The sequence below is a fragment of the Pseudomonas sp. Lb2C2 genome (assembly GCF_052112205.1).
Taxonomy (GTDB): Bacteria; Pseudomonadota; Gammaproteobacteria; order Pseudomonadales; family Pseudomonadaceae; genus Aquipseudomonas; species Aquipseudomonas kilonensis.
In genome coordinates this window covers 687,668-712,226 of record NZ_JAUTYW010000001.1, presented here as the reverse complement: position 1 = coordinate 712,226, position 24,559 = coordinate 687,668, and the positions used below count along the sequence as shown (strand labels likewise).

24 protein-coding genes are annotated in these 24,559 nt (G+C 59.2%); 7 read left to right on the top strand and 17 right to left on the bottom strand.

Annotation, left to right across the window (positions count from 1 at the left end; translation table 11 throughout):
- The first annotated feature begins 3 nt into the window (after positions 1 to 3).
- The 3 genes from Q7F16_RS03035 to Q7F16_RS03025 are packed head-to-tail and all read left to right on the top strand — an operon-like array spanning position 4 to position 3,118.
- Positions 4 to 1,194, top strand: a complete 1,191-nt coding sequence (locus tag Q7F16_RS03035; RefSeq protein WP_409555604.1) for an acetyl-CoA C-acyltransferase — start codon at positions 4 to 6, stop codon at positions 1,192 to 1,194.
- A 9-nt stretch (positions 1,195 to 1,203) separates the two neighbouring features.
- Positions 1,204 to 2,331, top strand: coding sequence for an acyl-CoA dehydrogenase (locus Q7F16_RS03030; protein WP_024617256.1), 1,128 nt, complete (start codon positions 1,204 to 1,206; stop codon positions 2,329 to 2,331).
- Positions 2,332 to 2,344: 13 nt separating this feature from the next.
- Positions 2,345 to 3,118 carry an enoyl-CoA hydratase gene (locus Q7F16_RS03025; RefSeq protein ID WP_024617255.1) on the top strand — a complete coding sequence of 258 codons (774 nt, stop codon included), beginning with the start codon at positions 2,345 to 2,347 and terminating at the stop codon, positions 3,116 to 3,118.
- A 126-nt stretch (positions 3,119 to 3,244) separates the two neighbouring features.
- On the opposite strand, the gene Q7F16_RS03020 is transcribed toward Q7F16_RS03025, so the two are convergent.
- The 9 genes from Q7F16_RS03020 to Q7F16_RS02980 all read right to left on the bottom strand — a co-directional run bounded on the left by Q7F16_RS03020 (position 3,245) and on the right by Q7F16_RS02980 (position 12,510).
- Positions 3,245 to 4,396: an acyl-CoA dehydrogenase family protein gene (locus tag Q7F16_RS03020; RefSeq protein WP_409555603.1), complete on the bottom strand. Its 1,152-nt coding sequence runs from the start codon at positions 4,394 to 4,396 to the stop codon at positions 3,245 to 3,247.
- A gap of 3 nt (positions 4,397 to 4,399) precedes the next feature.
- A complete protein-coding gene (locus Q7F16_RS03015; RefSeq protein WP_014338307.1) occupies positions 4,400 to 5,506 on the bottom strand; it encodes an enoyl-CoA hydratase/isomerase family protein in 1,107 nt (368 codons plus the stop codon).
- A 134-nt stretch (positions 5,507 to 5,640) separates the two neighbouring features.
- Positions 5,641 to 6,348 (bottom strand): HPP family protein, encoded by a 708-nt coding sequence (locus Q7F16_RS03010; RefSeq protein WP_014338308.1) that lies wholly within the window; start codon positions 6,346 to 6,348, stop codon positions 5,641 to 5,643.
- Between the two features lie 176 nt (positions 6,349 to 6,524).
- A complete protein-coding gene (locus Q7F16_RS03005; RefSeq protein ID WP_409555602.1) occupies positions 6,525 to 7,904 on the bottom strand; it encodes a UDP-glucose dehydrogenase family protein in 1,380 nt (459 codons plus the stop codon).
- 93 nt (positions 7,905 to 7,997) lie between these two features.
- A complete protein-coding gene (locus Q7F16_RS03000) occupies positions 7,998 to 8,771 on the bottom strand; it encodes a metal-dependent hydrolase (protein ID WP_409555601.1) in 774 nt (257 codons plus the stop codon).
- 4 nt (positions 8,772 to 8,775) lie between these two features.
- The gene (locus Q7F16_RS02995) at positions 8,776 to 9,744 is read right to left on the bottom strand and encodes a fatty acid desaturase family protein (RefSeq protein WP_046062442.1); all 969 of its coding nucleotides are present in this window, start codon (positions 9,742 to 9,744) and stop codon (positions 8,776 to 8,778) included.
- Positions 9,737 to 11,023, bottom strand: a complete 1,287-nt coding sequence (locus Q7F16_RS02990) for an MFS transporter (protein ID WP_046062441.1) — start codon at positions 11,021 to 11,023, stop codon at positions 9,737 to 9,739. The genes Q7F16_RS02995 and Q7F16_RS02990 overlap by 8 nt, the downstream gene beginning before the upstream one ends.
- Entirely contained in the window at positions 11,014 to 11,790 is a 777-nt protein-coding gene (locus tag Q7F16_RS02985) for a hypothetical protein (protein ID WP_046062440.1), read from the bottom strand. The genes Q7F16_RS02990 and Q7F16_RS02985 overlap by 10 nt, the downstream gene beginning before the upstream one ends.
- A gap of 180 nt (positions 11,791 to 11,970) precedes the next feature.
- A complete protein-coding gene (locus Q7F16_RS02980; RefSeq protein ID WP_204126757.1) occupies positions 11,971 to 12,510 on the bottom strand; it encodes a hypothetical protein in 540 nt (179 codons plus the stop codon).
- A gap of 188 nt (positions 12,511 to 12,698) precedes the next feature.
- Between Q7F16_RS02980 and Q7F16_RS02975 the strand changes: the two genes are divergently transcribed.
- A complete protein-coding gene (locus Q7F16_RS02975) occupies positions 12,699 to 13,271 on the top strand; it encodes a histidine phosphatase family protein (protein WP_409555600.1) in 573 nt (190 codons plus the stop codon).
- On the opposite strand, the gene Q7F16_RS02970 is transcribed toward Q7F16_RS02975, so the two are convergent.
- A complete protein-coding gene (locus Q7F16_RS02970) occupies positions 13,260 to 13,940 on the bottom strand; it encodes a class I SAM-dependent methyltransferase (RefSeq protein WP_409555599.1) in 681 nt (226 codons plus the stop codon). The genes Q7F16_RS02975 and Q7F16_RS02970 overlap by 12 nt on opposite strands.
- A gap of 63 nt (positions 13,941 to 14,003) precedes the next feature.
- A complete protein-coding gene (locus tag Q7F16_RS02965) occupies positions 14,004 to 14,633 on the bottom strand; it encodes a LysE family translocator (protein ID WP_018603937.1) in 630 nt (209 codons plus the stop codon).
- 216 nt (positions 14,634 to 14,849) lie between these two features.
- Here Q7F16_RS02965 and Q7F16_RS02960 point away from each other — a divergent pair, with 216 nt between their 5' ends.
- Positions 14,850 to 15,242 carry a RidA family protein gene (locus Q7F16_RS02960; protein WP_095962748.1) on the top strand — a complete coding sequence of 131 codons (393 nt, stop codon included), beginning with the start codon at positions 14,850 to 14,852 and terminating at the stop codon, positions 15,240 to 15,242.
- 198 nt (positions 15,243 to 15,440) lie between these two features.
- Here the strand turns inward: Q7F16_RS02960 and Q7F16_RS02955 are convergent, their stop codons facing one another.
- A complete protein-coding gene (locus Q7F16_RS02955; protein WP_409555598.1) occupies positions 15,441 to 16,988 on the bottom strand; it encodes a TerC family protein in 1,548 nt (515 codons plus the stop codon).
- Positions 16,989 to 17,741: 753 nt separating this feature from the next.
- On the opposite strand from Q7F16_RS02955, the gene Q7F16_RS02950 reads away from it, so the two are divergent.
- Complete coding sequence (locus Q7F16_RS02950) at positions 17,742 to 18,278, top strand: hypothetical protein (protein ID WP_409555597.1); 537 nt, start codon at positions 17,742 to 17,744, stop codon at positions 18,276 to 18,278.
- Here the strand turns inward: Q7F16_RS02950 and Q7F16_RS02945 are convergent.
- The 4 genes from Q7F16_RS02945 to Q7F16_RS02930 all read right to left on the bottom strand — a co-directional run bounded on the left by Q7F16_RS02945 (position 18,273) and on the right by Q7F16_RS02930 (position 23,180).
- Positions 18,273 to 20,186, bottom strand: a complete 1,914-nt coding sequence (locus tag Q7F16_RS02945; RefSeq protein ID WP_409555596.1) for a protein Hnh — start codon at positions 20,184 to 20,186, stop codon at positions 18,273 to 18,275. The two genes, Q7F16_RS02950 and Q7F16_RS02945, sit on opposite strands and share 6 nt — an antisense overlap.
- On the bottom strand, positions 20,183 to 20,863 hold the full coding sequence (locus Q7F16_RS02940; protein WP_046062435.1) for a peptidoglycan-binding domain-containing protein: 681 nt from the start codon (positions 20,861 to 20,863) through the stop codon (positions 20,183 to 20,185). Before Q7F16_RS02940 ends, Q7F16_RS02945 begins: the two co-directional genes overlap by 4 nt.
- A 512-nt stretch (positions 20,864 to 21,375) precedes the next feature.
- Positions 21,376 to 22,608: an HNH endonuclease gene (locus Q7F16_RS02935; protein WP_079303372.1), complete on the bottom strand. Its 1,233-nt coding sequence runs from the start codon at positions 22,606 to 22,608 to the stop codon at positions 21,376 to 21,378.
- Positions 22,609 to 22,922: 314 nt separating this feature from the next.
- Positions 22,923 to 23,180 carry a type II toxin-antitoxin system PrlF family antitoxin gene (locus Q7F16_RS02930; protein WP_079303373.1) on the bottom strand — a complete coding sequence of 86 codons (258 nt, stop codon included), beginning with the start codon at positions 23,178 to 23,180 and terminating at the stop codon, positions 22,923 to 22,925.
- A gap of 180 nt (positions 23,181 to 23,360) precedes the next feature.
- On the opposite strand from Q7F16_RS02930, the gene Q7F16_RS02925 reads away from it, so the two are divergent.
- The gene (locus Q7F16_RS02925; RefSeq protein WP_046062431.1) at positions 23,361 to 23,768 is read left to right on the top strand and encodes an ACT domain-containing protein; all 408 of its coding nucleotides are present in this window, start codon (positions 23,361 to 23,363) and stop codon (positions 23,766 to 23,768) included.
- 181 nt (positions 23,769 to 23,949) lie between these two features.
- Here Q7F16_RS02925 and Q7F16_RS02920 read toward each other — a convergent pair whose 3' ends face one another.
- Positions 23,950 to 24,450 carry an Lrp/AsnC family transcriptional regulator gene (locus Q7F16_RS02920; protein WP_046062430.1) on the bottom strand — a complete coding sequence of 167 codons (501 nt, stop codon included), beginning with the start codon at positions 24,448 to 24,450 and terminating at the stop codon, positions 23,950 to 23,952.
- Between the last annotated feature and the right edge of the window lie 109 nt (positions 24,451 to 24,559).

Genomic DNA, 24,559 nt, shown 5'->3' with positions numbered 1-24,559 from the left:
TTCATGATGTCCAACGATCCTATTGTCATCGTCAGCGCCGTCCGTACCCCCATGGGCGGCTTCCAGGGCGAACTGAAGAGCCTCAGCGCGCCGCAGCTGGGTGCCGCCGCCATCAAGGCCGCCGTGGAGCGTGCCGGCATCGCCCCCGATGCAGTTGAAGAAGTGCTGTTCGGTTGCGTGCTCGCCGCCGGCCTGGGCCAGGCACCGGCGCGTCAGGCCGCGCTGGGCGCCGGGCTCGACAAGTCGACCCGCTGCACCACGCTCAACAAAATGTGCGGCTCGGGCATGGAAGCGACGATCCTCGCCCATGACATGCTCATCGCTGGCAGCGCCGAAGTGGTGGTGGCCGGCGGCATGGAAAGCATGTCCAACGCGCCGTACCTGCTGGATCGGGCCCGCAGCGGTTACCGGATGGGCCATGGCCGGGTGCTTGACCACATGTTCCTCGACGGTCTGGAAGACGCCTACGACAGAGGTCGGCTGATGGGCACTTTCGCCGAAGATTGCGCCGAGGCCAATGGCTTGAGTCGCGAGGCCCAGGATGCGTTCGCCATTGCATCCACCACCCGCGCCCAGCAGGCGATCAAGGACGGCAGTTTCGACGCCGAGATCGTGCCGTTGCAGGTCATGGTCGGCAAGGAACAAGTGACTGTGCGCCACGATGAGCAGCCACCCAAGGCGCGGATCGACAAGATCGCCTCGCTCAAACCGGCGTTCCGCGAGGGCGGCACGGTGACGGCGGCCAACGCCAGTTCCATTTCCGATGGCGCCGCAGCGCTGGTGCTGATGCGCCAGAGCCAGGCGGCTCAGCGTGGCCTCAAGCCCCTGGCGGTGATCCACGGTCATGCGGCGTTTGCCGATACCCCGAGCCTGTTTCCCACCGCACCGATTGGCGCTGTGAAGAAACTGATGCAAAAGACCGGTTGGTCGCTGGATCAAGTCGACCTGTTCGAAGTCAACGAAGCCTTTGCTGTGGTGGGCCTGGTGACCATGGACAAACTGGAGATTGCCCATGCCAAGGTCAACGTCCACGGCGGCGCCTGTGCGCTGGGCCACCCGATTGGCGCGTCTGGCGCACGAATCCTGGTGACCCTGCTGTCAGCCCTGCGCCAGAAGGGGCTCAAGCGCGGCGTCGCGGCCATTTGCATTGGCGGCGGCGAAGCCACGGCCATGGCCGTCGAATGCCTGTATTAAGGAATCACCATGCTCCCGACTGAAGAACAGACCCAAATCCGCGACATGGCCCGGCAATTCGCCGAGGAACGCTTGAAACCGTTCGCCGCCGAATGGGATCGCGAGCACCGTTTTCCCCGGGAAGCTATCGGTGAAATGGCCGAGCTGGGCTTTTTTGGCATGCTGGTGCCGGAGCAGTGGGGCGGTTGTGAAACCGGTTACCTGGCCTACGCCATGACTTTGGAGGAAATCGCTGCCGGTGACGGCGCGTGCTCGACCATCATGAGCGTGCATAACTCGGTGGGTTGCGTGCCAATCCTCAAGTTCGGCAACGATGAACAGAAGGCGAAATTCCTCACTCCCCTGGCCAGTGGCGCGATGCTTGGCGCCTTTGCCCTGACCGAGCCCCAGGCCGGTTCGGACGCCAGCAGCCTCAAGACGCGGGCGCGGCTGGAGGGTGATCATTACGTGCTCAACGGTTGCAAGCAGTTCATCACGTCCGGGCAGAACGCCGGAGTGGTGATTGTGTTTGCGGTGACCGATCCGAGCGCCGGCAAGCGTGGCATCAGTGCGTTCATCGTGCCGACCGATTCGCCGGGCTACAGCGTGGCCCGGGTCGAAGACAAACTCGGCCAGCACGCCTCCGACACCTGCCAGATCCTCTTCGAGGATGTGAAGGTGCCGGTGGGCAATCGCTTGGGTGAGGAGGGCGAGGGCTACAAGATCGCCCTGGCGAACCTGGAAGGCGGGCGCGTGGGCATCGCGGCGCAAGCGGTGGGCATGGCCCGCGCGGCGTTCGAGGCGGCCCGGGACTATGCCCGGGAACGCTCCAGTTTCGGCAAGCCGATCATCGAGCACCAGGCCGTGGCGTTCCGCCTGGCCGACATGGCGACCCAGATCGCCGTGGCCCGGCAAATGGTGCACTACGCCGCCGCCCTGCGGGACAGCGGCCAGCCGGCGTTGGTGGAAGCGTCCATGGCCAAGCTGTTCGCCTCGGAAATGGCCGAAAAGGTCTGCTCCATGGCGTTGCAGACCCTGGGCGGTTACGGTTACCTCAACGACTTCCCGCTGGAGCGCATCTACCGCGACGTGCGGGTCTGCCAGATATACGAAGGCACCAGCGACATTCAGCGCATGGTCATTTCGCGCAATCTTTGAACAGGAGTCCTGCATGAGCTACGAAACGATTTTATTGGAGATCAAGGACCGCGTCGGCCTGATCACCCTCAACCGTCCCCAGGCATTGAACGCCTTGAATGCGCAGATCGTCAGCGAACTGAACCAGGCGTTGGACAGCCTGGAGGCTGATCCGAAGATTGGCTGCATCGTGCTGACCGGCTCGAAAAAAGCCTTTGCCGCCGGTGCTGACATCAAGGAAATGGCCGAGCTGACCTACCCACAGATCTACCTGGACGACCTGTTCAGCGACAGCGACCGCGTGGCCAACCGCCGCAAGCCGATCATCGCGGCGGTGAACGGTTTTGCCTTGGGCGGTGGCTGCGAACTGGCGTTGATGTGCGACTTCATCCTGGCCGGCGACAATGCCAAGTTCGGTCAGCCGGAGATCAATCTCGGTGTGCTGCCGGGCATGGGCGGCACCCAGCGCCTGACCCGGGCGGTGGGCAAGGCCAAGGCCATGGAAATGTGCCTGACCGGGCGCTTCATCGACGCGGTGGAAGCCGAGCGCTGCGGCATCGTCGCGCGGATCGTACCAGCTGATGAGCTGCTGGACGACGCACTGAAGACTGCAGCGTTGATCGCCTCCAAGTCGGTGCCTATCAGCATGATGGTCAAGGAAAGCGTCAACCGCGCCTTTGAGGTCAGCCTGTCCGAAGGCGTGCGCTTCGAGCGTCGGGTATTTCACGCGGCGTTTGCGACGCAGGATCAGAAGGAAGGCATGGCGGCATTCGTGGCCAAGCGTGCGGCGGAGTTTCAGGACAAGTGATGCGGCGTTTCTATTGACGCTATCGCGAGCAAGCTCGCTCCCACAGTGGATTTGAGGTGTGCGCAACAGCTGTGTGCGCCGCCAAACCCTGTGGGAGCGAGCTTGCTCGCGATGCTTTTCCAGCCATCACACCAGATAGTGTTTCAACTCCCGGGCAATCACCATCCGCTGTATCTCGCTCGATCCTTCATAGATCTGGGTAATCCGCGCATCGCGGTAGTAGCGCTCTACCGGATAATCCTCGAGATAGCCGTAGCCACCATGAATCTGTATGGCCGAGGAGCAAACTTTCTCGGCCATTTCCGAGGCGAACAGCTTGGCCTGGGAGGCTTCTGACAGGCACGGCTTGCCGGCGCTGCGCAGGCGGGCGGCGTGGAGGATGAGCAGACGGGTGGCGTTGATGCGGGTGTGCATGTCGGCCAGCAGGTTGGCGATGCTCTGGTGCTCGATGATCGGCTTTTCGAACTGGACGCGATCGCGCGCGTAAGCCAGCGCTGCTTCAAACGCCGCGCGGGCGATGCCCAAGGCTTGCGCAGCAATGCCGATGCGGCCGCCTTCCAGGTTGGACAGGGCAATCGCCAGGCCTTTACCGCGAGCCCCCAACAGGTTGGCCTCGGGGATGGTGCAATTGCTCAAGGTGACCGCGCAGGTGTCCGAGGCGCGGATGCCCATTTTGTGTTCGGTGCGATCGACGATGAAACCCGGCGTATCGGTGGGCACCAGGAACGCCGAAATGCCTTTCTTGCCCAGCTCCGGGTCCGTCACGGCAAACACGATGGCCAGTTTCGCTCGCTTGCCATTGCTGACGAACTGCTTGGCACCGTTGATAACCCACTGGCCATCACGCAGTTCGGCCCGGGTGCGCAGGTTGTGGGCTTCGGAGCCGGCCTGGGGCTCGGTCAGGCAGAAGCAGCCAATGGCCTGGCCACTGGCGAGGTCAGCCAGCCACGTCTGCTTTTGTTCGTCGGTGCCGAAATTCAGCACCGGCCCGCAACCCACCGAGTTGTGGATGCTCATCAGCGCCCCGGTGGCACCGTCGCCCGCGGAGATTTCCTCCACCGCCAGGGCATAGGCCACGTAATCGACGTAGGTGCCGCCCCATTCTTCCGGCACCACCATCCCCAACAGGCCCAGTTCGCCCATCTTCGCCACCAGGCCGTCGTCAATCCATCCGGCTTTTTCCCAGGCCTGGGCATGGGGGGCGATTTCACCACGGGCGAAGTCCCGGGCCATGTCGCGGATCATCACTTGTTCTTCGGTCAGTTCGAGGTCGTGCATGGCTCAGTTCCCGTGGTCGTCGAAGCCGTCGAAGAAACTCGCCACATGGTCGGCGTCCAGCGCCTCCAGGGTCGGCGGGTTCCAGCGTGGGCTTTTGTCTTTGTCGATCAGCAAGGCGCGCACGCCTTCGATCAGGTCACCGCGTTCGAACCATTGCCGGTCCAGATGCAGCTCCAGGGCAAAACAGTTTTCCAGGCTCAAATGTCGCCCGCGCCGTAGCATTTCCAGGGTCACGGCCATGGCCAGGGGAGAGCGGCTGTCCAGCAGGTCGGCGGTCTTTGTCGCCCATTCGTGGCTGTTGGCGACGGTGACCTGGCGCAACTGCTCCACCATGCTCGGCACGTCGGGCAGGGCAAAGAAATGGTCGATGGCCGGCCGCAGGTCGGCCAGGGGGGGCGCAGGGAGCTGTTGCTGGCCAAGTTTGGCCAGCAGGCTTTGCAGGTCCTTGAGCGGCGCGTCGTGCCATTCCAGCCTATCGAGGCGTTCGTCGAGCTGCTTGAGCTTGCGGCTATCGAGGTACCAGTCGGCGAGCCCGCAATACAAGGCGTCGGCGGCTCGGATCTGTGCGCCGCTGACCCCCAGGTAGATCCCCAGCTCACCGGGAATGCGCGGCAGGAAATAACTGCCGCCCACGTCGGGAAAGTAACCGATGGCGACTTCCGGCATGCCCAGGCGGCTGCGTTCGGTCACGACCCGCAGGTCGGCGCCTTGTACCAGGCCCATGCCGCCACCCAGCACGAAGCCGTCCATCAAGGCGAGGATCGGTTTGCGGTAGTGGTGGATCGTCAGGTCGAGGGCGTATTCCTCGACGAAGAAATCTTCATGCAGGGTGTCGCCCTGCTTGTGGCTGTCGTACAGCGAGCGGATATCTCCGCCGGCGCAAAACGCCTTGTCACCCGCGCCACGCAGTACCACGGCACGGATCTGTGGGTCGAGGGCCCAGGTATCGAGTTGTTGTTGCAAGCTGCGCACCATGCCCAGGGTGAGGGCATTGAGGCCGGCGGGGCGGTTCAGGGTCAAGTGGCCAATGTGATTGCGAACTTCGACCAGCACCTCATAGGCCGCGGTTTCGATGGTTTGCGCGGCGTGTGATGAAACCTGAGCTGTCATCGCTAACTCCCTGCTTTTATTGTTCTTTATGAATTTTGTCGCGCGTACCCGTTCTGGATCGTACCAGTGCAAATTTGCATTGCACAACCGGGATACGTGCAGGTCCTGTCTGCATATTTATAGCAGCCACAGGCTCAACCGCGACCAGAGAGAACCTCCGTGATGCTGCGGCGCTTGGCATTTCGCTCGCTGACGTGGATCAATTGCTCGAGATCTTCCGGCGTGACGTCAAAGAATGCTTCCATTTCCGCCAAAGCCAGTTTCAGGTCCTCAGCCGTGATCGCCTGTCGGTCGACGGGAGGGTGGTCGGCTGGTATGACGGCCGCCGGTTCGCTGGCACGCTTGGGATAACGCACCCGCGTCAGGTTGTTATAGGCCAGCGCAAAGGCGAGCAGACCGGAGCCAGCCAGCATGGCGGCACCGACTGCCTGCCAGTCCAGGGCAACGATGGACGGATCTGCCAGGACCAACGTCGCCGCCAGGGCGCCTGCCGGCGGGTGCAGGCAACGCAGCCAGCACATCAATACCAGCGCCATGCCCGCCGCCAGGCAGGCGCTACCCAGGGTGCGGCCCAATACATGGGCCACCAGCAGCGCGACGACCGACGCACACAGGTAACCGCCAACAATCGACCAGGGCTGGGCGAGGGCGCCCGATGACACCGCAAACAACAGCACCGCCGAGGCGCCAAGCGGGCCGATCAGGTGTTGCGCCACCTCGAGGCCAAATACCTGCCCACAAAGCCAGACACTGAACATCGTCCCCAGCGCCATGCCGATGGCGGCGCGGCTCCATTCGGTGGGACGGGTATTGATAGCGGCGGGGAACCAGCGAGAAAGCATTAAGCGAGAATCCAAAAAACGAACAAAAAAAGGGGCTTACGGGAAAAATCCAGAAAGCCCTTTAAGTGTTCCAACAGTTGGGGGAGGAACGCTGCACAGTGTGCCGTTCACACCCCTTGCTTACAAATTCATATTAATGCTGCTTGAGTGCATTAATTTTGAGGTAAGGCCGCGACTCATGCGCTTCTCGAAGCTGGGAACCACGTTTGCTGGGCAATGGGCAGATTGCGCGACTGCCCGCGACCCATCGGGAAATAGGTGAAACCCTTGTCGGCCATGCGCTCCGGATCGAACAGGTTACGACCGTCAAAAATCACCGGGGCCTTGAGCCGTTGCCGGATCAGCTCGAAATCCGGCGCCTTGAAGGGCTGCCATTCGGTGCAGATGACCAGCGCGTCGGCCCCCGGCAACACCGATTCCGGCGTGCCCATCAGCATGAGTCGGGCCTCGTCGGGGTAGAGCAATTGCGTCTGCTGCATCGCCTCCGGGTCAAACGCACGGACGTTGGCTCCCGCGGCCCAAAGCGATTCCAGCAGCGTGCGGCTCGGTGCGTCGCGCATGTCGTCGGTGTTGGGCTTGAAGGCCAGGCCCCATAGGGCGAAGGTCTTGCCGCGCAAGTCACCCTGGTAGAACGCGTTGATCCGCTCGAACAGCTTGTGTTTCTGCCGCCCGTTGATGGCTTCCACCGCTTGCAGCAGGTCGCTGGAGCAGTGGGCCTGCTCGGCGGTGTGGATCAGGGCGCGCATGTCCTTGGGAAAGCATGAGCCGCCGTAGCCGCATCCCGGGTAGATGAAGTGGTAGCCGATGCGCGAGTCGGCGCCTATGCCCAGGCGCACCGACTCGATGTCGGCCCCCAGGTGTTCGGCCAGTTCGGCGATCTGGTTGATGAAGCTGATCTTGGTCGCCAACATGCCGTTGGCAGCGTATTTGGTCAGTTCGGCGCTGCGCAGGTCCATGAACAGGACTCGGTCGTGGTTGCGGTTGAACGGGGCGTACAGGTCGCGCATGGTTTCGCGCACTTCATCGCGCTCGCAGCCGATCACGATGCGATCCGGACGACGGCAATCGGCAACTGCCGAGCCTTCCTTGAGGAATTCGGGGTTGGAGACGATATCGAACTGCAGCAAGCGACTGGCCTTGAGCAGGCATCTGTCAATGTGCGCCCGCAGAACGTCGCCGGTGCCCACCGGCACGGTGGACTTCTCCACCACAATGAGCGGCTGCTCGCGGTAACGCGCAACGGCCTCGCCGACGGCCAGAACTTGGCTCAGATCGGCACTGCCATCGTTCCGGGAAGGCGTACCCACGGCGATAAACAGTACCTGGCCGTGCTGCACGGCGAGTTGTTCGTCGCAGGTGAAATGCAAACGGCCAGCCTCCAGCCCTTCACGCACCAGCGCGGCCAGGCCAGGCTCATAAATGCTCACCTGGCCTTGGCGCAGGCTGTCGACCTTGCGCTCGTCGATGTCCATGCACACCACGTCATGGCCCACTTCGGCCAACACGGCGGCTTGCACCAAACCTACGTAGCCACTTCCGAATACACTGATTTTCATGGCGGATTCCCTGGATCGTTCCGAGCGAGCGACATGCACAACCAGCGTTCGCCGCAGTGCGCTCGACTCAGAATAAGTCGGGGATATTGCAGTTCACTTACAGCCCGACGCCGCATTGGTTTTCAGCGGAAGGAAGTAGGCGGCCCATCCCGCTGCCAACAACACCAGGTTCGCGCTGTCGCGCAGCAGCAGGCGGCCCGTTGCCTGTCGCAGCTGTCTGGCGCTGACGCGGCCGCGGGCAATGTCCAGTCGCGCAAAACCGTGCAGATGTCGCAGGACATCGAAGGTCATCAGCGCTGAAGCGGCCAGGAAATAGGAAATTCGCTGCCAATAGGGAACACCCAGCGCCTGGAGGAGGTCGGTGGTGACGTGCTGGTGGGCCACTTCTTCGGTGCAATGCCATCGCCACAGGCGCGTTTGCGAGGAGGCGCTGGTAGAAAGCAGCCCGCCACTGCGCAAGGCGATCCGCGAGGTGACGGCCGTCACATGTTCGAACGCCGCAGCCAGGGACAGCTGCGCCTTGAGTGACAGTTTGGTGCGCAGGGCATCGAGGTCTTTCTCGATTCCATGTTCGTATTTCTGGACCTTAAATCCCTGCTTTTCCAGTTGCTGGTTGTAGAGGCGGTGGGCTCGCTGGTGGGCGCGTTCCTCGGCCACGAAGCTGCGCGACTGGTCTGCCAGCGTCGAGGTTGGCGGCAACTGCAAAGCGGATGACTCCACCACCGAGATCACGAACTGTTCTCCGGCGGGAAGCAACACCGAAAAGGCATCGAACAGGTAGGTCCTGATCGGTGTGTCGTTCCAGAAGGGGGCGAAAGTGTCGTCTTCGCCATGTCGGTCGTTGACCTGTTGCTGGGGAATGTTCATTGGCTCAGTCCTTCACGCGTGAATGCGCTGTGCTGGTGGCGGCTATCTCGCGGATCAGTCCGGTGCAGTAGCCATGAGTGATCTGGGCTTTTTGGACATACGCCTTGTCTTTCGTGAGCGCGGCGTGCACCTGGTGCAGGCGAAAGCCTGGTATGGCGGGGTAAAGGTGATGTTCGGCATGAAAACCGACTCCGTGGGGCGCGATCAAGAGGCGTTCCCACCCAGGGGCAATGACGGTTCGAGACGCGCCGTGACCGGGCTGAGGCATCGCGAAATGCTCTGCCACGTCGCGCCAATACAGCAGCGCCATCAGCACCGTGAACATCGGTATAAGCCAGTACACCAACGCCGCCAGCCAAAGGTGAAACCCAGTGAGCACCACCGCAAGCAACACGGCGAAAATCCATTGCCGGTACTGAGTGGCGGGCGGGCACTGGGAGGCCATTTTTGATGTCACCAAGGCGGTTTTGAACTCGTGGATGCTGTACAGCCCGATGCAGTGTTTCAACAGCAGGACGAGCATGTCGAAGGCCGATTTGGGAAACCTGAAGCGATCCTGCCCGGTGCATGACACCCAGTTGGGGTCATGCTCAGTGGCGGTATGCCGATGATGGGCGGCGTGGTCGCGCCGAAAACCGAACAGGGTAATGGTGAAGGGCAGTGCCGTCAGGAAATCGCCCAATGTGTCGTTAAGCACAGGGCGAGTCCGACTGAACTGCCGATGTGAATATTCATGCATCAGGATCAGCAAGGCGTGCTGTCTGGTGGCGATGAACACAATGGCCAGCAGCGAGGCGAAAATCGTCTGCGACTGGATGGCCAGGGTGGCCGCCCCCAAAATGAGCGCCCACTCCAGCATCGTGCTGGCCAGCAAGCGCAAGGGCGCGGGGCGACCCCACTCCAGCAACTGGGCACGCGCGACGGTATGTTCGTGCTGCCCGTGGGATTGTCCAGGTTCAACAGGGTTAAACATCCGACAGCCTCCTCAGGCCCGAACCAAAGTAAGTCATCAATACGGCTGCCAGGAGCAGCGCGCCGGTTGCAAGGAAGACGGCCTGGATGGAGACAAATTGCAGAACCCAGCCCGCAATCGCCGCCGAGACCGGCGCAAGACCAAAAAACACCAGCATGAACAGGCTCATGCCGCGCCCAAGCAGCCTGGGCGGTAATGAGCGCTGCAACCAGGTAAACGCCATGACCTGGACGAAGCCGCCGCAAAGCCCGATGGCAAATAACAAGGCCACGCCCTGCCAAAGGGCGTAGACCCAGCCCAATGGCATCAGCAGCAAGGCGATGGCGGCGTCGACGGCGAGCAACGTGACGCCCAGATTGACCATCCGCAGTTTCGGCCGGGCGGTAAACATCAGCATGCCCACCAGCGTGCCGGCCCCCTGCGCCCCGAACAGCCATCCCAGCGCCGGAGCCTCGGGCGTGAAGCGCTCATGGGTCAGCAGCGGCAAGGCGACCTGCACCGGCCCGCTCATGAGTAATGTCATGGCGGCCATGTAGGTCAGGTAGGTGCGCAGACGTCGATCCTGAAAGAAATAACGCAGGCCTTCTACCGTTGTCGTGCCAGCGCTGGTTTCGGAACCCGTGGCGCGGCGGACAGGCAAGGCACGCAGGCCGAACGCGGACAGGGCGAAAGTGAGCGCATCGAGGACGAATGCGATGACATAGCCATCCAGCGTTGCGTTGGCCGCCGGCCGTGGGCCAAAGGGCCAGAACGCACTGGCGATGACACCGCCGGCGGCCACCGGGCCGACCGCGATGGTCACTTGCCTGAGCGCCAGGAGAATGCCGTTGGCCCGCTCCAGGTCGCGGGCGTTCACGATGCCAGGCACCAGTGCGCTGCCGGCCGGCAGTGTGAGTGCGCTGCACAACCCCAGCAGCGCCGCCGCCCCATAGATCACCGGTAAGGTGGCCTGACCGTGATAGACCGCCCAGGCGAGACCGCACAACGCCAGTGCACTGCCGTAGCAGCCGAACGACCAGATCGAGCGGGCACCGAAGCGGTCAACCAGCGAGCCGCCCGTCAACAGGAACAGGGCACGGGGCAGGGCGAGTGCGGCAAACGCCCAGCCGAGTGCCATCGGGTCTGGCGATATCACCATGATGAGCAAGGGGAAGGCGACCAGGGTGAACTGATCACCCAGCATCGAGGCCACGGCACAAGCCAGCAGGCGTCGGAAGTTTCTGTCGCGAGCCAGCGCTGGTGCCGGGTTCTCTAGCGCAAGGGAGGTGTTCACAGGCATAGGAAGAACAGTTTTTTCATGCGCTGCAACCAGGGCAGCGGGACTCTCTTCCATATGAACGACAGCCCGGACAGTGGCACTTTACCCAGGATCAACACGCCCACATCCAGCGACGGCTCATGGGGGAAATAGTTGTCTCTGATGGCGACAATCTTGCGAAAGCCTTTTTTGAAGTAGTAGCGCAGTTGCGGGTCCAGCGGCAGGCCCTGGCGCTTGCTTCGCACGTACTGGGCGACGCTGATATCAGGGTTCTTCGACAGCCAGCCGCGTAGGCCCGGAACGGGAGAGCCCAGGTAGACATCTGACCAGCCGTGTTTCAGCGCGTAGGGCCAGAAGAACTCGAAAATGGCGTTCGCAGCTTTTGGATCGACACTACTCAGGCTGATGCCAAACAGCGTACCGGTTCTGGCGGATTCATCGCCGTGCTGTTTCCTGGCGCAGTCGGCCCAGGTTGGGCACTGGCGCATCAGCTCGTGTCGGGTCGGTTTCATGAACAACGATGCCAGCGCGGTACCGGTACGCGTGCAAAACGCACCGACGCTCAGGGCAGGAAATTCGGTGATGCGGGACGCCAGCGTGGACACATCGGCACGCTGATCGTCTGTCCATTTTCTTTGCTCGAGTTCAAGCAGTGAGGGGATATCGGCAGGCGATAGAAACCGAACGTTGATTTCACCGTCGTGCACCACGTCATGGCCCTGCACGTCATGCCCCTGTTGCCAGAGGTTCGAGTCTTCGCAAGTGCGGTTTTTCAGAAGTTTTTGCATCGCGTGGGCGGCTCACCGATTGAAGTGGAATGGATCAATCGGCGCCCACGTTATGGCACAGGTGTGAAAGTCTGATGACGAAATGAATTCGCGGTTTAACTCAAATCGAGCCGGTATCCGGCCGGCAACTGTGCGACGAACTCACCCACCACTTCCCAGGTCAGGCTGGCTTCACTTTCTTCACCGCCCGGTATTAGCCAAGTAGCGGGCTACTTCTTGCAACTCGCCCAAATCCGGCGCGTTATCGATAGCCGCTTCAGGCCGGCACCATGGGTACTCCAGCCTCGATGCCCAGGCCATGATCATCGGCAGATCGGTCGCTGGCAGGGTTTTCATGTGTTCGATGGTGATGGTCAGTCGCTCGACCAGTTTCGATGCTGGATCGAACTGCCAGTCATACAAGCCACAACCGACGCGTGCCTCGCCGCTGTTCTTGTCGGACATCGCCACCAGCCATTTGCACTGGAACGCCTCGGCGTTTGCCGATGGTGGGGCGGCCAGGCAGAACGTGTAGACATTTTCGAAGGTCTGGCCAAAGCGACTGACCAGCACGTCGCCAATGGCGGTTCGGCTTTCGACGTGGTCGGGAAACGCGATGGAACCAGTGCGCACGACCATGTCCAGAATAGCGCTCGGTGTAAAGGCCTGGTCCAGCAGGTGTGGGCGGTTGCCGTCCTTGGCACGGATGTACTGTTGAATCGAGAGCTGAGCGGTGTTCATCGTGTATCCCTTCAAGTTGAAAACAGCCTCGTTCGAGGCATACAAATCACTGTTCCATCACTCCGTCACCAGCCTGCAGCCCGGGGCGGGGCTGATGCACAGCGATGGGGACTCGATCAATGGCGTCGTTGCCTGTATACAGGTGCACTTCGAAAGGGATTTACCGGGAAAACAAAGGAGCTGTTGCTGTGATTTACCTGATACGCCACGCTACGCCGCTGATCGATTACAAGCCCTGTAATGCGCGTTCGGCCAAGACCCTGCTGGATGAATACAACCAGACCTCATCCATCGATGAGGCTGAGATTACAGCATTCCTGAGCCAACCGGACGTGTCCCAAGGGCTTTTGGCGAGCGAAGCCAGCATCATTTCCTCGCCCGTCAACAGAGCCTACGCGACGGCATGCCGGTTATTCGACGTAGCGCGTATCCAAAAAGATGCTCGGTTACGCGAATACGACCTGCGGTTAAGCGGCATTCCCGTCTTGAAAATGGGCTTGAGGCAGTGGTTCGCGCTGCACAGGATTTTGTGGTTGTTAGGGGTTTCAATGGGAGCCGCCAGCAGAAAAGCCGAACACCAGCGGGCGCTCGGTGTGGCCGATGAGCTTTACAACAGCTGCGGCGAACCGGGGAAGATCACGATCGTTGTCTCCCACGGCATGTTTCTCAGGACTGTCAGGAAAACCCTGCAAAAGCGCGGCATGCAGGCGCGCAGGGTGTATCGCTCGGGGTGTTTTACCGTCGAGTCGCTAACGCCGTGACGGGGATTGCTCGGCCACCAATAGCAACGATTGCGGCACCGGGCTTTGTGGGTGCTGCGGTTCCTGCAGGCCGGCCAGTCGAAAACCGGCCATGTCCAAGGCATTGAGCCAACTGGACAACGTGCGGAAATACCACGGCATGGGTTGCCATTGGCCTTTGAACCCATCGAAGGTTTCTTCTCGCCAACCGTCCTGATAATTGCCCGCCGCCACGGTCCATGGGTGCAGCGTCTGAACCACCAGCGCGCCGCCTGGGCGGAGCAGGGCGTTCATTGCAGCGAGCAACGGAATGATGTCCTGGTGCAACAGGGCGAAGTTGGCGCAGATCAGGTCGTAGCCTGAGCCGACGTCCACCTTCGCCTCCACCAGCGCTTCATAGCTGGCCAGGTGCACCGGCGAGGAACCGGCTGCGCGGGCCGCATCGACCAGCGTCGCGTCGCCATCCACACCGACCGCCTCGATGCCCCGTTCAGCCAGTGCCCGCAATAACCAGCCTTCGCCGCAGCCCAAATCCAGCACACGCTCAGGCTGGCGGCTCTGAACCGCCAGCAGCATGGCCTGGTCCGTGACCGTCAGCCGGCTTTCGATGGCGCCGGTGCGGATGGCTTCGATCCAGGGCTGTGCGTTGTGGTGCCAGCTTTGGAGGAGGGTGGTTTCCGAGGACGACATTGATCCAGCTCCGCAATGGATTGGCTAAGCATAGGCCAATCGCTGGCGCAGGGAAGCCAGTGGTCAAAGCGGGCGGTCAAGAAACAACAGGCGCGCCGCCAGCGCTGTCATGACCCCGGCAAAACCATACGTGCCCAGGCGCCTTGAAATCCCGCCGCTTGCCAGTTTCGCCCTGAGCAGGGCGGCGCAAACCCCCAGCAGGGTATGGAAGACGAGGGCAATCAGTGCCAGCAATGCTCCGAGGAAGATCAACTGCAGAGTCACGCCGCCGGCCTTGACGTTGACGAACTGGGGCAGGAATACCATGAAGAACAGCAGCGCCTTGGGATTCAGGAGGCTGTTGAGGGCACCTCGGCAGAAGATTTTCCACAGCGAAGCCGCCTGAAGCTGGCTATCCTGAGTCGCTGCCGGCGTCCTCAGTGCTTGCCAGGCAAGCCACAGCAAATAACCGGCCCCGGCCAGACGTAGCAGATCGAAGGCCGGCGCCCAGCTCATCACCAGCGCACCAATGCCAGCGCTGACCATCATCGTCATCAGCCCGTCCGAAAAGGAAATGCCAAGGGCGGCAGCAATGCCGGCACGCCAGCCGTGGGCCAACGCATGGCTGGTGACAAAGGCCATGTTGGGCCCCGGGACGATCAGCAAAAGCACGACAGCCACCACGAACAGGTAGAGATTGGCGGTATCCGGCATGGGGGAGCGCTCCGAGGGATGAGCCACGACAGTAAGCGAATGGCGAGGAGGGGGGCAGTTACAGTCCGGGCTTATCTGATAGCAACAGTCGTTTCTTGCGATGAGTCATCATCGCTATTGTTTGAGAATCACAAACAGTGTTATCGGAGCTCTCTGGTTTATCCCAACAATTCTGGACATTAAGGTGCTTGCATCAACAACAGAAGGATAATCCACATGAGCGTACGTGACGCCGTATTCCCCGCAGGTCGACATGATCTCTACACCTCACAAACCTATTCCGCAGCGATCAGGTCCGGTGACCTGCTGTTCGTGTCCGGCCAGGTCGGCAGTCGCAGCGATGGTTCGCCCGAGCCGGACTTCGAGGCCCAGGTCCGTCTGGCATTCGCCAACCTTGAGGCGACTCTGGAGGCCGGTGGGTGTGGGCTCGACGACATCGTTGATGTGACGACTTTTCATACCGATCCCGAAAAACAATTCGGCACGATAATGGCCGTAAAAAGTGAACTCTTCGCGCAAGCGCCGTATCCGAACTGGACGGCAATCGGCGTCAACTGGCTTGCAGGGTTCGACTTTGAAATCAAGGTCATCGCTCGAATTCCCGGCTAAGTACCACCCGGTTGGAGTGGTTGCTAGGCTTGGATGGCCAGACACCAACTCCGCCAGGGCTTTATTTCCCTTATCAACTGCTGGACGCCGCCGCGTATCTGGACCGTCTGAAGGAGGAGGGCAGTGAGTTGCGCAAGCTCCTCTAAAAAAGATGGTTGCGAGAATAAACAAGGCCGCAAATGCGGCCTCGTCTTGCGCTTACTCCTTACGCAACAACACCCTGGTCACCCGACGCTCTTCGACCTCCATCACGGTCATGCTCCAGCCTTGCCAACTGAGCGTGTCGCCAATGATCGGCAAGCGATCCAGCAAGCTCATTACCAACCCGGCAAGCGTCTGGTAATTTTCCGTCGCTTTCGCCTGGAAGCCGATGTGTTCGCTAACCTGGCTGAGATTCAGGGCACCGCTGACGAGGAAACCCTCTTGCTGGGGAACAATGTTCGGGCCTTCGATTTCACTGGCATCCGGCAATTCACCGGCAATGGACTCGAGGATGTCGGTCATCGTGAGAAGGCCGACGAAGTCACCGAATTCGTTCACCACGAACGCGATGTGGGTCGACTCCTTGCGCATTTGCTCCAATGCATTAAGGATCGTGAAGCTGTCGAGCAGGTTGATGGCTTTGCGCGCCATGGCCTCCAGATTCGGCTGATTGCCCGCCAGTATTTCCTTTAGCAGTTCTTTCTTATGGACAAAGCCGAGCGGCTCATCCACGCGTCCTTCTCGGATCAACGGCAAGCGCGAGTAAGAAGAGTGCATCAGCGCCGTACGGATTTCTTGCGGAGCATCTGCCAAATCGAGGTGGTCAATTTGCGCACGAGGCGTCATCACACTGCGTATCGGCCGCTCGGCCAATTCCAGCACGCCACTGATCATGACCCGTTCGCGCCGATGGAAAACCTGCTCCGGTTCGTCGCCTTCCAGCATGTCGGCGATTTCCTCGCCGACTTCATCGGCCCCCAGCTTTTGACCGCCCAGCAGGCGCAACACCGCATGGGCGGTACGCTCGCGCATCGGCCGAAGACCTTGCAGGCTTTTCTTGCGACGCGAGCGCGCCAACTGGTTGAACAGTTCGATCAGGATCGAGAAACCAATCGCGGCGTACAAGTAGCCTTTCGGAATGTGGAAGCCCAGGCCCTCAGCAGTGAGGCTGAAGCCGATCATCATCAGGAAACCCAGGCATAGCATGATGACGGTAGGGTGGCCGTTGACGAATTTTGTCAGCGGCTTGCTCGCGATCATCATCAAGCCGATGGAGAAAATCACCGCGATCATCATGACCGACAGGTGTTCCACCATGCCCACGGCCGTGATCACCGCATCCAGGGAAAAGACCGCGTCCAGTACCACAATCTGCGCAACGATAGGCCAGAACATCGCATAGGCGGCATTGCCGGCACGTTGCGCCACGTGGCCCTCGAGTCGCTCATGCAACTCCATGGTTGCCTTGAACAACAGGAACACACCGCCAAACAACATGATCAAGTCCCGGCCCGAGAATGTCTTGCCAAAGACCTCGAACAGCGGGTTGGTCAATGTCACCATCCAGGAGATGCTGGCGAGGAGGCCAAGGCGCATCAGCAACGCCAGGGACAGGCCGATGATACGGGCACGGTCGCGCTGCTCGGGCGGAAGTTTGTCAGCCAGGATGGCGATGAATACGAGGTTGTCGATGCCGAGCACCAGCTCCAGCACGATCAAGGTCAGCAGGCCCAGCCATGCCGTGGGGTCAACGATCCATTCCATGGATTATTCGCTCCCTCGGACGATCAATGCGAGGGAAGGGGGCTGCGACGCACATGTGCAGGCCATAGGGGCGCAGGAGAGAAAACGGTTCGTCGAAAGGCGACTGGGAGGTTCCTGGAGGGTGTTCATACAGACCTGGAAATAATTGGGGAAGAAATCCTACAACGATTTCCAATACTTCATACGAGACGATTTATTACAGGATCTGACAGGGCAGCGATCGATGGGACAGTTGTGCATCGTATCTGCCATGTTTTTGGAAACAATATTATTTAAGATACGCCATGCGTTTTTTTGCTATGTAGCAGTCATTGGTATCAATAGCCTTCTGGTAATACTCCAAGCGCTTCGAGCGATTGCTATCGCCTTGTAGCCGATAGATTTCCGCTTGGTAGTCACGAACATGGAGGATCTATATGCAGTGTGCTGGCTACGCATAATTGCGGCAGCAGACACGCTATCAGGGTGTAGCTCCAACGGTTGAGGGACACAGACGGGCCTCCTGGCGTTAACTATTTGGGAGGGGAATAGATTACCGTGTTATTGCGTAGCGGGCAGGGCCACTGTTGCATTGTCCGCTAAGCCAGAATGTCCAGATCATCTACACTGCCCCTTCATCCTCCTGCCCGGGACTGGCGGCCTATGCGGATATGTTTTTTTGATGGCGCCGATCGCATCGAGTTGGGGTCTCGATCCAGCCTTGCTGACGGTCCGTCCATGCTGCAAGGGGGGAGTGGGGCGAGCAGGATCGAATTGCGTGAAGCGTGGCAGGCGGACAGCTTTATTCACCGACATTTTGCCGGGGCCGATCAGATACACCGTTTGCGCGCGCTGTTATCCGCCCAGGAGTCTCTGGTCCATCTACTGGACGATCACGAAGTTCGTCGCCAGGTAGCCAGCAAACTATGGAGCGGGGAGCTGTGGGCTTACGTTTATCCATACCAACCGCCGATGCCCGTTCGCGTACCGGCTTCGGTCGCTGTAGAAGAGGTTGTTGCGCCGGTGTCCTCCGCAGCCCGCAAACGTCTGCCGGTAAAAGCCTCATCCGAATCCGCCAGTCGACCTGAGCCGGTGGTGGTGCTGACATTCGTGGAGATCGAGTTAGTGGATATGCAGGGGCAGCCCGTTGCAGGAGAGTCCTATGTCATTGCATTGCCAAACGGGACCCAGCACAGCGGTGTGCTTGACGAACTCGGACGGGCGAGGGTGGACGGCCTTGATCCGGGCAACTGTCAGGTGACGTTTCCGGAATTGGATCGGCGTGCGGTGGAGCGCTGGAAGGGCTCATGAATTGGACTTTAGACGGATATGCTGCCACGCGGCGTCCAGATTTTGGGGCATGCCGGCACGCTTGCGCAGCCCGGTGGCCTTGGGCGTGATCCAGGGTTTCGGTGGAGTTGGCAGCGGAAATGGCAACACTGTTTCGGGAGTATTGCCCATTTTCAGCATGTCGATGGCCTCGGCAACTTCCGTCAGTGTGACACGCATGCTGCTGGTGCTGTTGCTCACATCTTCGTTTGCACAGGCCTGGCACCGACGGTCGAGCTCAGCGGCAAGCAGTTCACCATCCTGACCGATCTTGACCACTTCGCTGCACCAGGGCGCTGTCTGATTCAGGTTTCGATTCTGGGTGAACGCCTGCGTCGCATGGTTGAGCCTGGCGACGATCTGATTGCAATGGGCAGTGAGGTCTTCTGCGAGATCCGGCCCGTATTCCGTCAGGTTTTGGTTCATCGTGTCTATCGCGCTGCGCCATGTATCCTTGTCGCACTCATAGGTTTCCAGGGCATTCCAGACGTCAAGGACATCGCGTTCGTGGTTCAGAAAAGCAGTGACAAAAGCCGGGTCGTAACGGGGAAAGCCTTTTTGGTCCTTGTAAAATTTGGCGTGCAGAGCCATGACCTTTGCCAGGCGGTCGCGGCAGACGTATTCGATGTGTGTTTGCTCAAATCCGGCGTCCCATAACGGGGCATACGCATCAAGGGTGTCGCGCAACGCTTGCAGCGCCTCCATGTCCGCCTGGTAGGTAGCCAGGATGACCGCATGCAGGCCGAGCCGGGGAAGTTCGTGGACACTGCGGGTGGCCGGGGCATTCCCGCTTTGTGCTGCCTGCAACTGAGTGATGTGCTCGCGTGACTGCATCACGTGCCTGGCCAGCTCCAGGCTCCAGCAGGCAAAGGCATCCATCGCCAAGGCTGAAAATGGCGCCTGGGGTGTCGTCGAGTAGTACAAAAACTCGATGGCCGAGCGGGTTTGATCCTCCGACACCGGGTAAGCGGCGGGGTATTTCACCTGGTAGCGCAATGTTGGCACCGTCAGGGTCTTGAACCACCCGTCTCCACGCTGCCATTTCAGAAACTCGATCGTCAGGTCGAAGCTGCGGGTCATCTCCAGGAACACGCCCCGCAACATCGCCAGGTGCCGCATGCGGGCAAACACAAGCTCCTTGCGGTTCAGGCCGAGGACAAGAATGTTTTTGCCACCCCTGTCGCTCGTGGGTTGCATTTGTTGGTTAAGGTCATTGAGAGGAGCGGGAAGGGCTTGTCCCGTCTCTGAGTCGAAGCTGATGTGTTCGCGCGGATTCTCGGTGACAGGATTGATCAACACCGGCTTTTCGGCATTGCTCGGGTTGTCCCAAGCGTCGTGTTGCGGTGGGGTGAAACGACCCCATTCGCCAATGGCTTGCCAGAACTCGTCCTCGGTGTCGAAGTCTTCCAGGCTCGGGGGCGGATCCGTCAGGTTGTCCGGTATCACGTCGAAGTAGTTCTTCTTGTAGGTCTCGTTGCACTCCTTGCATGACCACAAGTGGTTGCTCCAGTCGTAAACGTATTGAAAATAGCCGAGGTTATCGAGTGCCTGGGCGCCCACTGGGACGAAATCGTCGTGGCGTTTTTTCGGCCGAAAGTGCTCTACATCTCCGCCTGCGGTGCTCATGAAGCGCGCCTCGCAAAAGGCACATTTGCCATGTTGGTCCACCTTCAGCAGCGCCTTGGCGTGAGGCGGTTTGTACTGATCGTCGTCGATGACGATCTTCATCGCGCCATTCGGGACAGTCTTTGTTTTGGCGGTGTTGGTGCCTTTGGTGCAGAGGACCACCACTGCGCCAGCCTGGACAGCCTGCTGGACCGTTTTTTTCATCTCATCATGCGAGCGCTGCAGCGCCGGAGGGACCGTTGGTGTTTTGTGAACCTGGATCATAATGGGGCCTCTCCGTGGTAGCCGTGGAGCGTCGCGCGTACGGCATCGCTCAGTAACTCTTCGTCGTCGGGCAACCCGGCCTGCATCTTGAACGCACCGATGGCCACCCGGGTCGCGTCATTCATCTGACCGTCGCATTCGCCGCTGAAGTAGCCGAGGCCACGCAAGCGTTGTTGCACGCCCTTGAGGGTGCTGATCGGGTCGAGCGCGCGAAGCCTCAATTGGTAGTCACGGGAGAAGCCGTCAAAGGTTACGCGTACGGTGATGTCATCGGCGGTTGGCTCAAGCGGCCAGACGATGTCGCCGTTAGCTTCGGCCGTACCACGCCCCAGCAGCGTGTCGCCACGCAATACTTCGAAGTGGCGCGCCAGGCCTTGTCCGGCGAGTGCATAAGGACGAAACCTGAGCATGGCCGGCGTGTTCAGCACGCGGAAAGTGTGCCTTCGCCCGGTGGCGTTCTGTTCGAAGGTCGCTGTCGTGCGTGGGGGGACGAACAATAAATCACCCGTCGCAAGCGCCGTTCCGTCCGGGTGTTGATGGCGCAGCTCGGCATTGCGTGGGTGATCCCAGAGTGTCGAGCGTGCATGTCCATAGGCGTAGGCCACGCTGTCGACACTTTCAGCGGCTCCCAGTGTCAGGACGATGCCGTCACCGCCAGGGTTCGATCTGGCATTCATACTGTTCCTTCCTTGTTTGTCGCACGGTGGCTGCGTGTAGGAAATCGCGCCGATTCAGCGGGCGATTTAAACCTTAGTACGTTATGTGGGTTTTGGGAGCGTGGAGAAACTTGGATTGGGGGAAAAGAATTCAAGGTCATGCCAATGCTTAAGCCATGCGACCGATGGCTGAAGAATATCGGCGACGTCACAGTACGGCATTCAGAGGATGGGATTGGCTTCAAATTCAGCCATCAACGGGGGCCGTGGGAATATCTGTGAGTACACATAATGTATATTATGTTAAACGGCGTGTTTGTTGAATGGTTTCATCTCGTCTATGCATGCACACCCTCGGGTGCTATTGCCGTTGGCCAGCAGGTCGACAGCTACGCTTCAGGCTTGTTCGGTTTGACTGATACCCGTCACTTCAATACGAACGTGAAGCCCGAATGCCCTGGATAAATTCAAGACGTCCGGTGAGCGATCTCTGACAAGGGGCGCGATTCAGTTACGATTCTAGGGCCCCTCTGTTAGCGTCCAGATACTTTGCGGTGAGCAGTCAAGTGGTCTGGGTGAGGCCCCTCTGATGCATCAGTGGGAACACGTAGTGGCTTTCCTTTAAGGAAGGCGTACTCGCTACCTTGCAATCGCTCCGACGTCTGAATATGCAGTTGCTCATCGATCCATATGAGGCCTTTGTCGAACAGCGTATGGATGTCTGCACGCAATAGCAGGCCGTTGTCGGTGCGGTTAGTGTGGGCGCCCAGGTAAGGTTTGATATGGGCTGCCTCAAGTATCTCGACGACGGCGCAACCGGTCATTGCGCAGCGTCGGTCATAGGCAGAGAGAAGTGCCGCTTTAAAAACGCCCTGCCCCTCACGGATCACTATCGCCCCTTGCTGGCGACGTCGCTCATCCTCCTCTGATTCTATGGGATTGAGCGCCTCGTCTGTCACCTGCTTGTGCGCCTCAGCAAGCGCCTGCTCAAAGTCAGTTGATTCGATTTGCACCACCCTGAAACGCCCACCCACCTCGCGCTCGATATCCCAGATCCCGTGCACAACAGGTCGATACAGCTGATAAGTTACGTTACGCCTGGAGCCTTCTCGAAAGAGCGCGTCCATCGCATGGCCACCATCGGTTCTGAATCTTTTACGGTATCGGTCATAGTGGCGTCGGTTGACGTCATTAACGGTCAACAACGTCGCATTCTCACGGGCATCGCCGTTGAACTCATCCGGATGATGCTGCGACAACCAGGTCTGAATTTCCCGGATGGAGCACGGTCGGCCAATAGCCTGAACCGCGGACAGTACGCGCCAATATTTTGCTGGCTTGGTTGCGGTGCTACGGCGCTTCAGTAGCTCAATGATTTTCTCAGCAACGCCAACATCGCGCTCGCGTTCCTTCGTTTGTCTTGGAGCCGATTGGCTAACTTCATCGAGTGTTACAGCGTTTGCGATGTTCTCTACGGTATAGAGCCATGAAACGCCCCGCTCATGACGATGATCCGACAGAGACCCGGGCACATCCTCGTCGTACAAGACGTAACTGCCGATGTCTGAAACGATTCCTGCGCCGACGTAACCGCGCTTGTTGCAGTAGGCGATGAGCCAATCCCCTTCTGCCATGTCATGCAGGATGACGTCACCTCGATCTCCGGGATCACCGAAGTAACCAGCGGTGATAACTCCCCGCTGCCGCAGCTCGCTCCACCACTCGTTGATGTAAGGGGAGCCGATGTTAAAGATGTGGTAATCCATTGGCTACTGCTCCATATGCCGTCAACTGATGCCATCAATGCCCAAAAAACAGCCGGGCGAAGCTATTACAATGCAGCCAATATCGCCATCAAATCCTGAACATCCCTTTCTCACCAGCGGCCAGTCGCACACAACGACAATTAGTCTTGAAAGCCGACCTGGATTTGTTGCACCCGAGCCGCCATGTGCGGGCTCAAGTACAGACGCTCATGAAAAAATTTGAATCGAAGGTACGGCGGCGGGGCATCAAGTGGTCTAGTTACAGACCTAAATCACTGCTCAATTGATCCTCCTTCATTTCATCAGTGCCCAGGTCATTGACCACGATCCACTTCTACATCACCGACTAGCGTGGTGATGCGAGCGATCAACTCCCAGTTCAACGACTGCAATTGTTCGGGTCGGTGAAGAATATCAGCTGCCAAGAAGTCCAGCATCTGGAATACGGCACAGTCTTCTTTCGAGGGTTCAATCCCTTCCAAATGCCGTGATCGGTCCACCTTAAAAAGAAAACCATTCAGAAAGGCTACGGTTTGAAGAACGGACCATGCCATGGCCCCCAGATACTTCATGTACACCGCATCATGCCCTACACGCGCTTGGCGCTCTCATATCGCTAAGCCCCCATTCGTTCGCCATATGCTCAACATCTGCAACATTAGATTTGCTAATCCTGCATCATAAAAATTAACTTTTCTTATCAGAAAAATCGCGGAGACTAGGGACGTCAACAATCAATAGAGCCTTATGAAATGTCGGGTGAAAAATCAATAGCAAAACTACTCCACGGCATGAGCCCTTCATTGAATGAGGGTAACTATGTCTTCTGCACTGTCAAAAACAGCAACATCCTTGAGGGGCAGGAAGTGCTGGGGAGCTTTCGGGAGAAGGAAGGCGTAACGGTAATCCTCGAGCAATCCGCAGCTCTGGCGCTTGGTCTTGAATTCGAATATGTCGCCGCCTGGATTACCTTGACCATCCACTCGGCGCTGGATGCTGTTGGCTTGACGGCTGCCTTTGCAACCGCTCTGGGCAATGCTGGCATCAGCTGTAATGTCATCGCGGCTTACTACCACGACCACATTTTTGTGGGCAAAGATGATGCGCAGAAAGCAATGGATGTTCTGCAGGAGCTCGCGCGATCTGGATCTGGTGACTAAAAAGCACCTCGAAGCATTCGCGGAGCGCTATTGAAAATGCTTGGCGCAAAGGCAAAAGCCACTCTCAATGCCCATTGTTGTGCCTCATCGGAGTTACCCTCCTCCCCGCCTATGCTGAGCATCCTTTGATGCAAACGGCTTAAAGCAGTGTGCTTAATAGAGGGCAAGATCGTCAACCCACTCACTCCTTGCTCGATTTGGGTATCGCAATACGGCTACTGGTCTTGACCTCGCGCAACGCCAGGCTCGACTGAATGGATGCGATACCCACCTGGCGCCGGAGCACCTGCTCGATAAAGTCACTGTAGCTATCAAGATCCTCTGCCAACACTTGCAACACGTAATCGGCATCGCCGGTGATCTTGTGGCAAGACAACACTTCAGGTAATTGCGCAATCACCGCCTCGAAGGCGTCGGGAGCGTGATCGGCGTGGGTGGAAAAACGGATGTGCACGAACGCCATGATATCCAACCCCAGCATGCGTCGATCAAGGTTGGCCTGATAGCCCTTGATCACGCCCGCTTCCTCCATTCTCTTACGTCGGCGCCAGCAAGGCGTGAGGCTTAACGACAGGCGTTCACTGAGCTCGGCGTTGGAAATGCTCGCATCATCTTGCAGCAATGTGAGTATCGCCAGGTCCGTCTCGTCGAGGCTGATGCGTTTGGATGATTTTTTCTGCATTTTGCGAATCCTGAGTAAAAACGCCCGAAAAATCTAGAAAACCACGAATATAAAGCAAAGAAAGCGCATCCAGTCCAGAACAGAATATTTGCACTGGTTCACATTAACG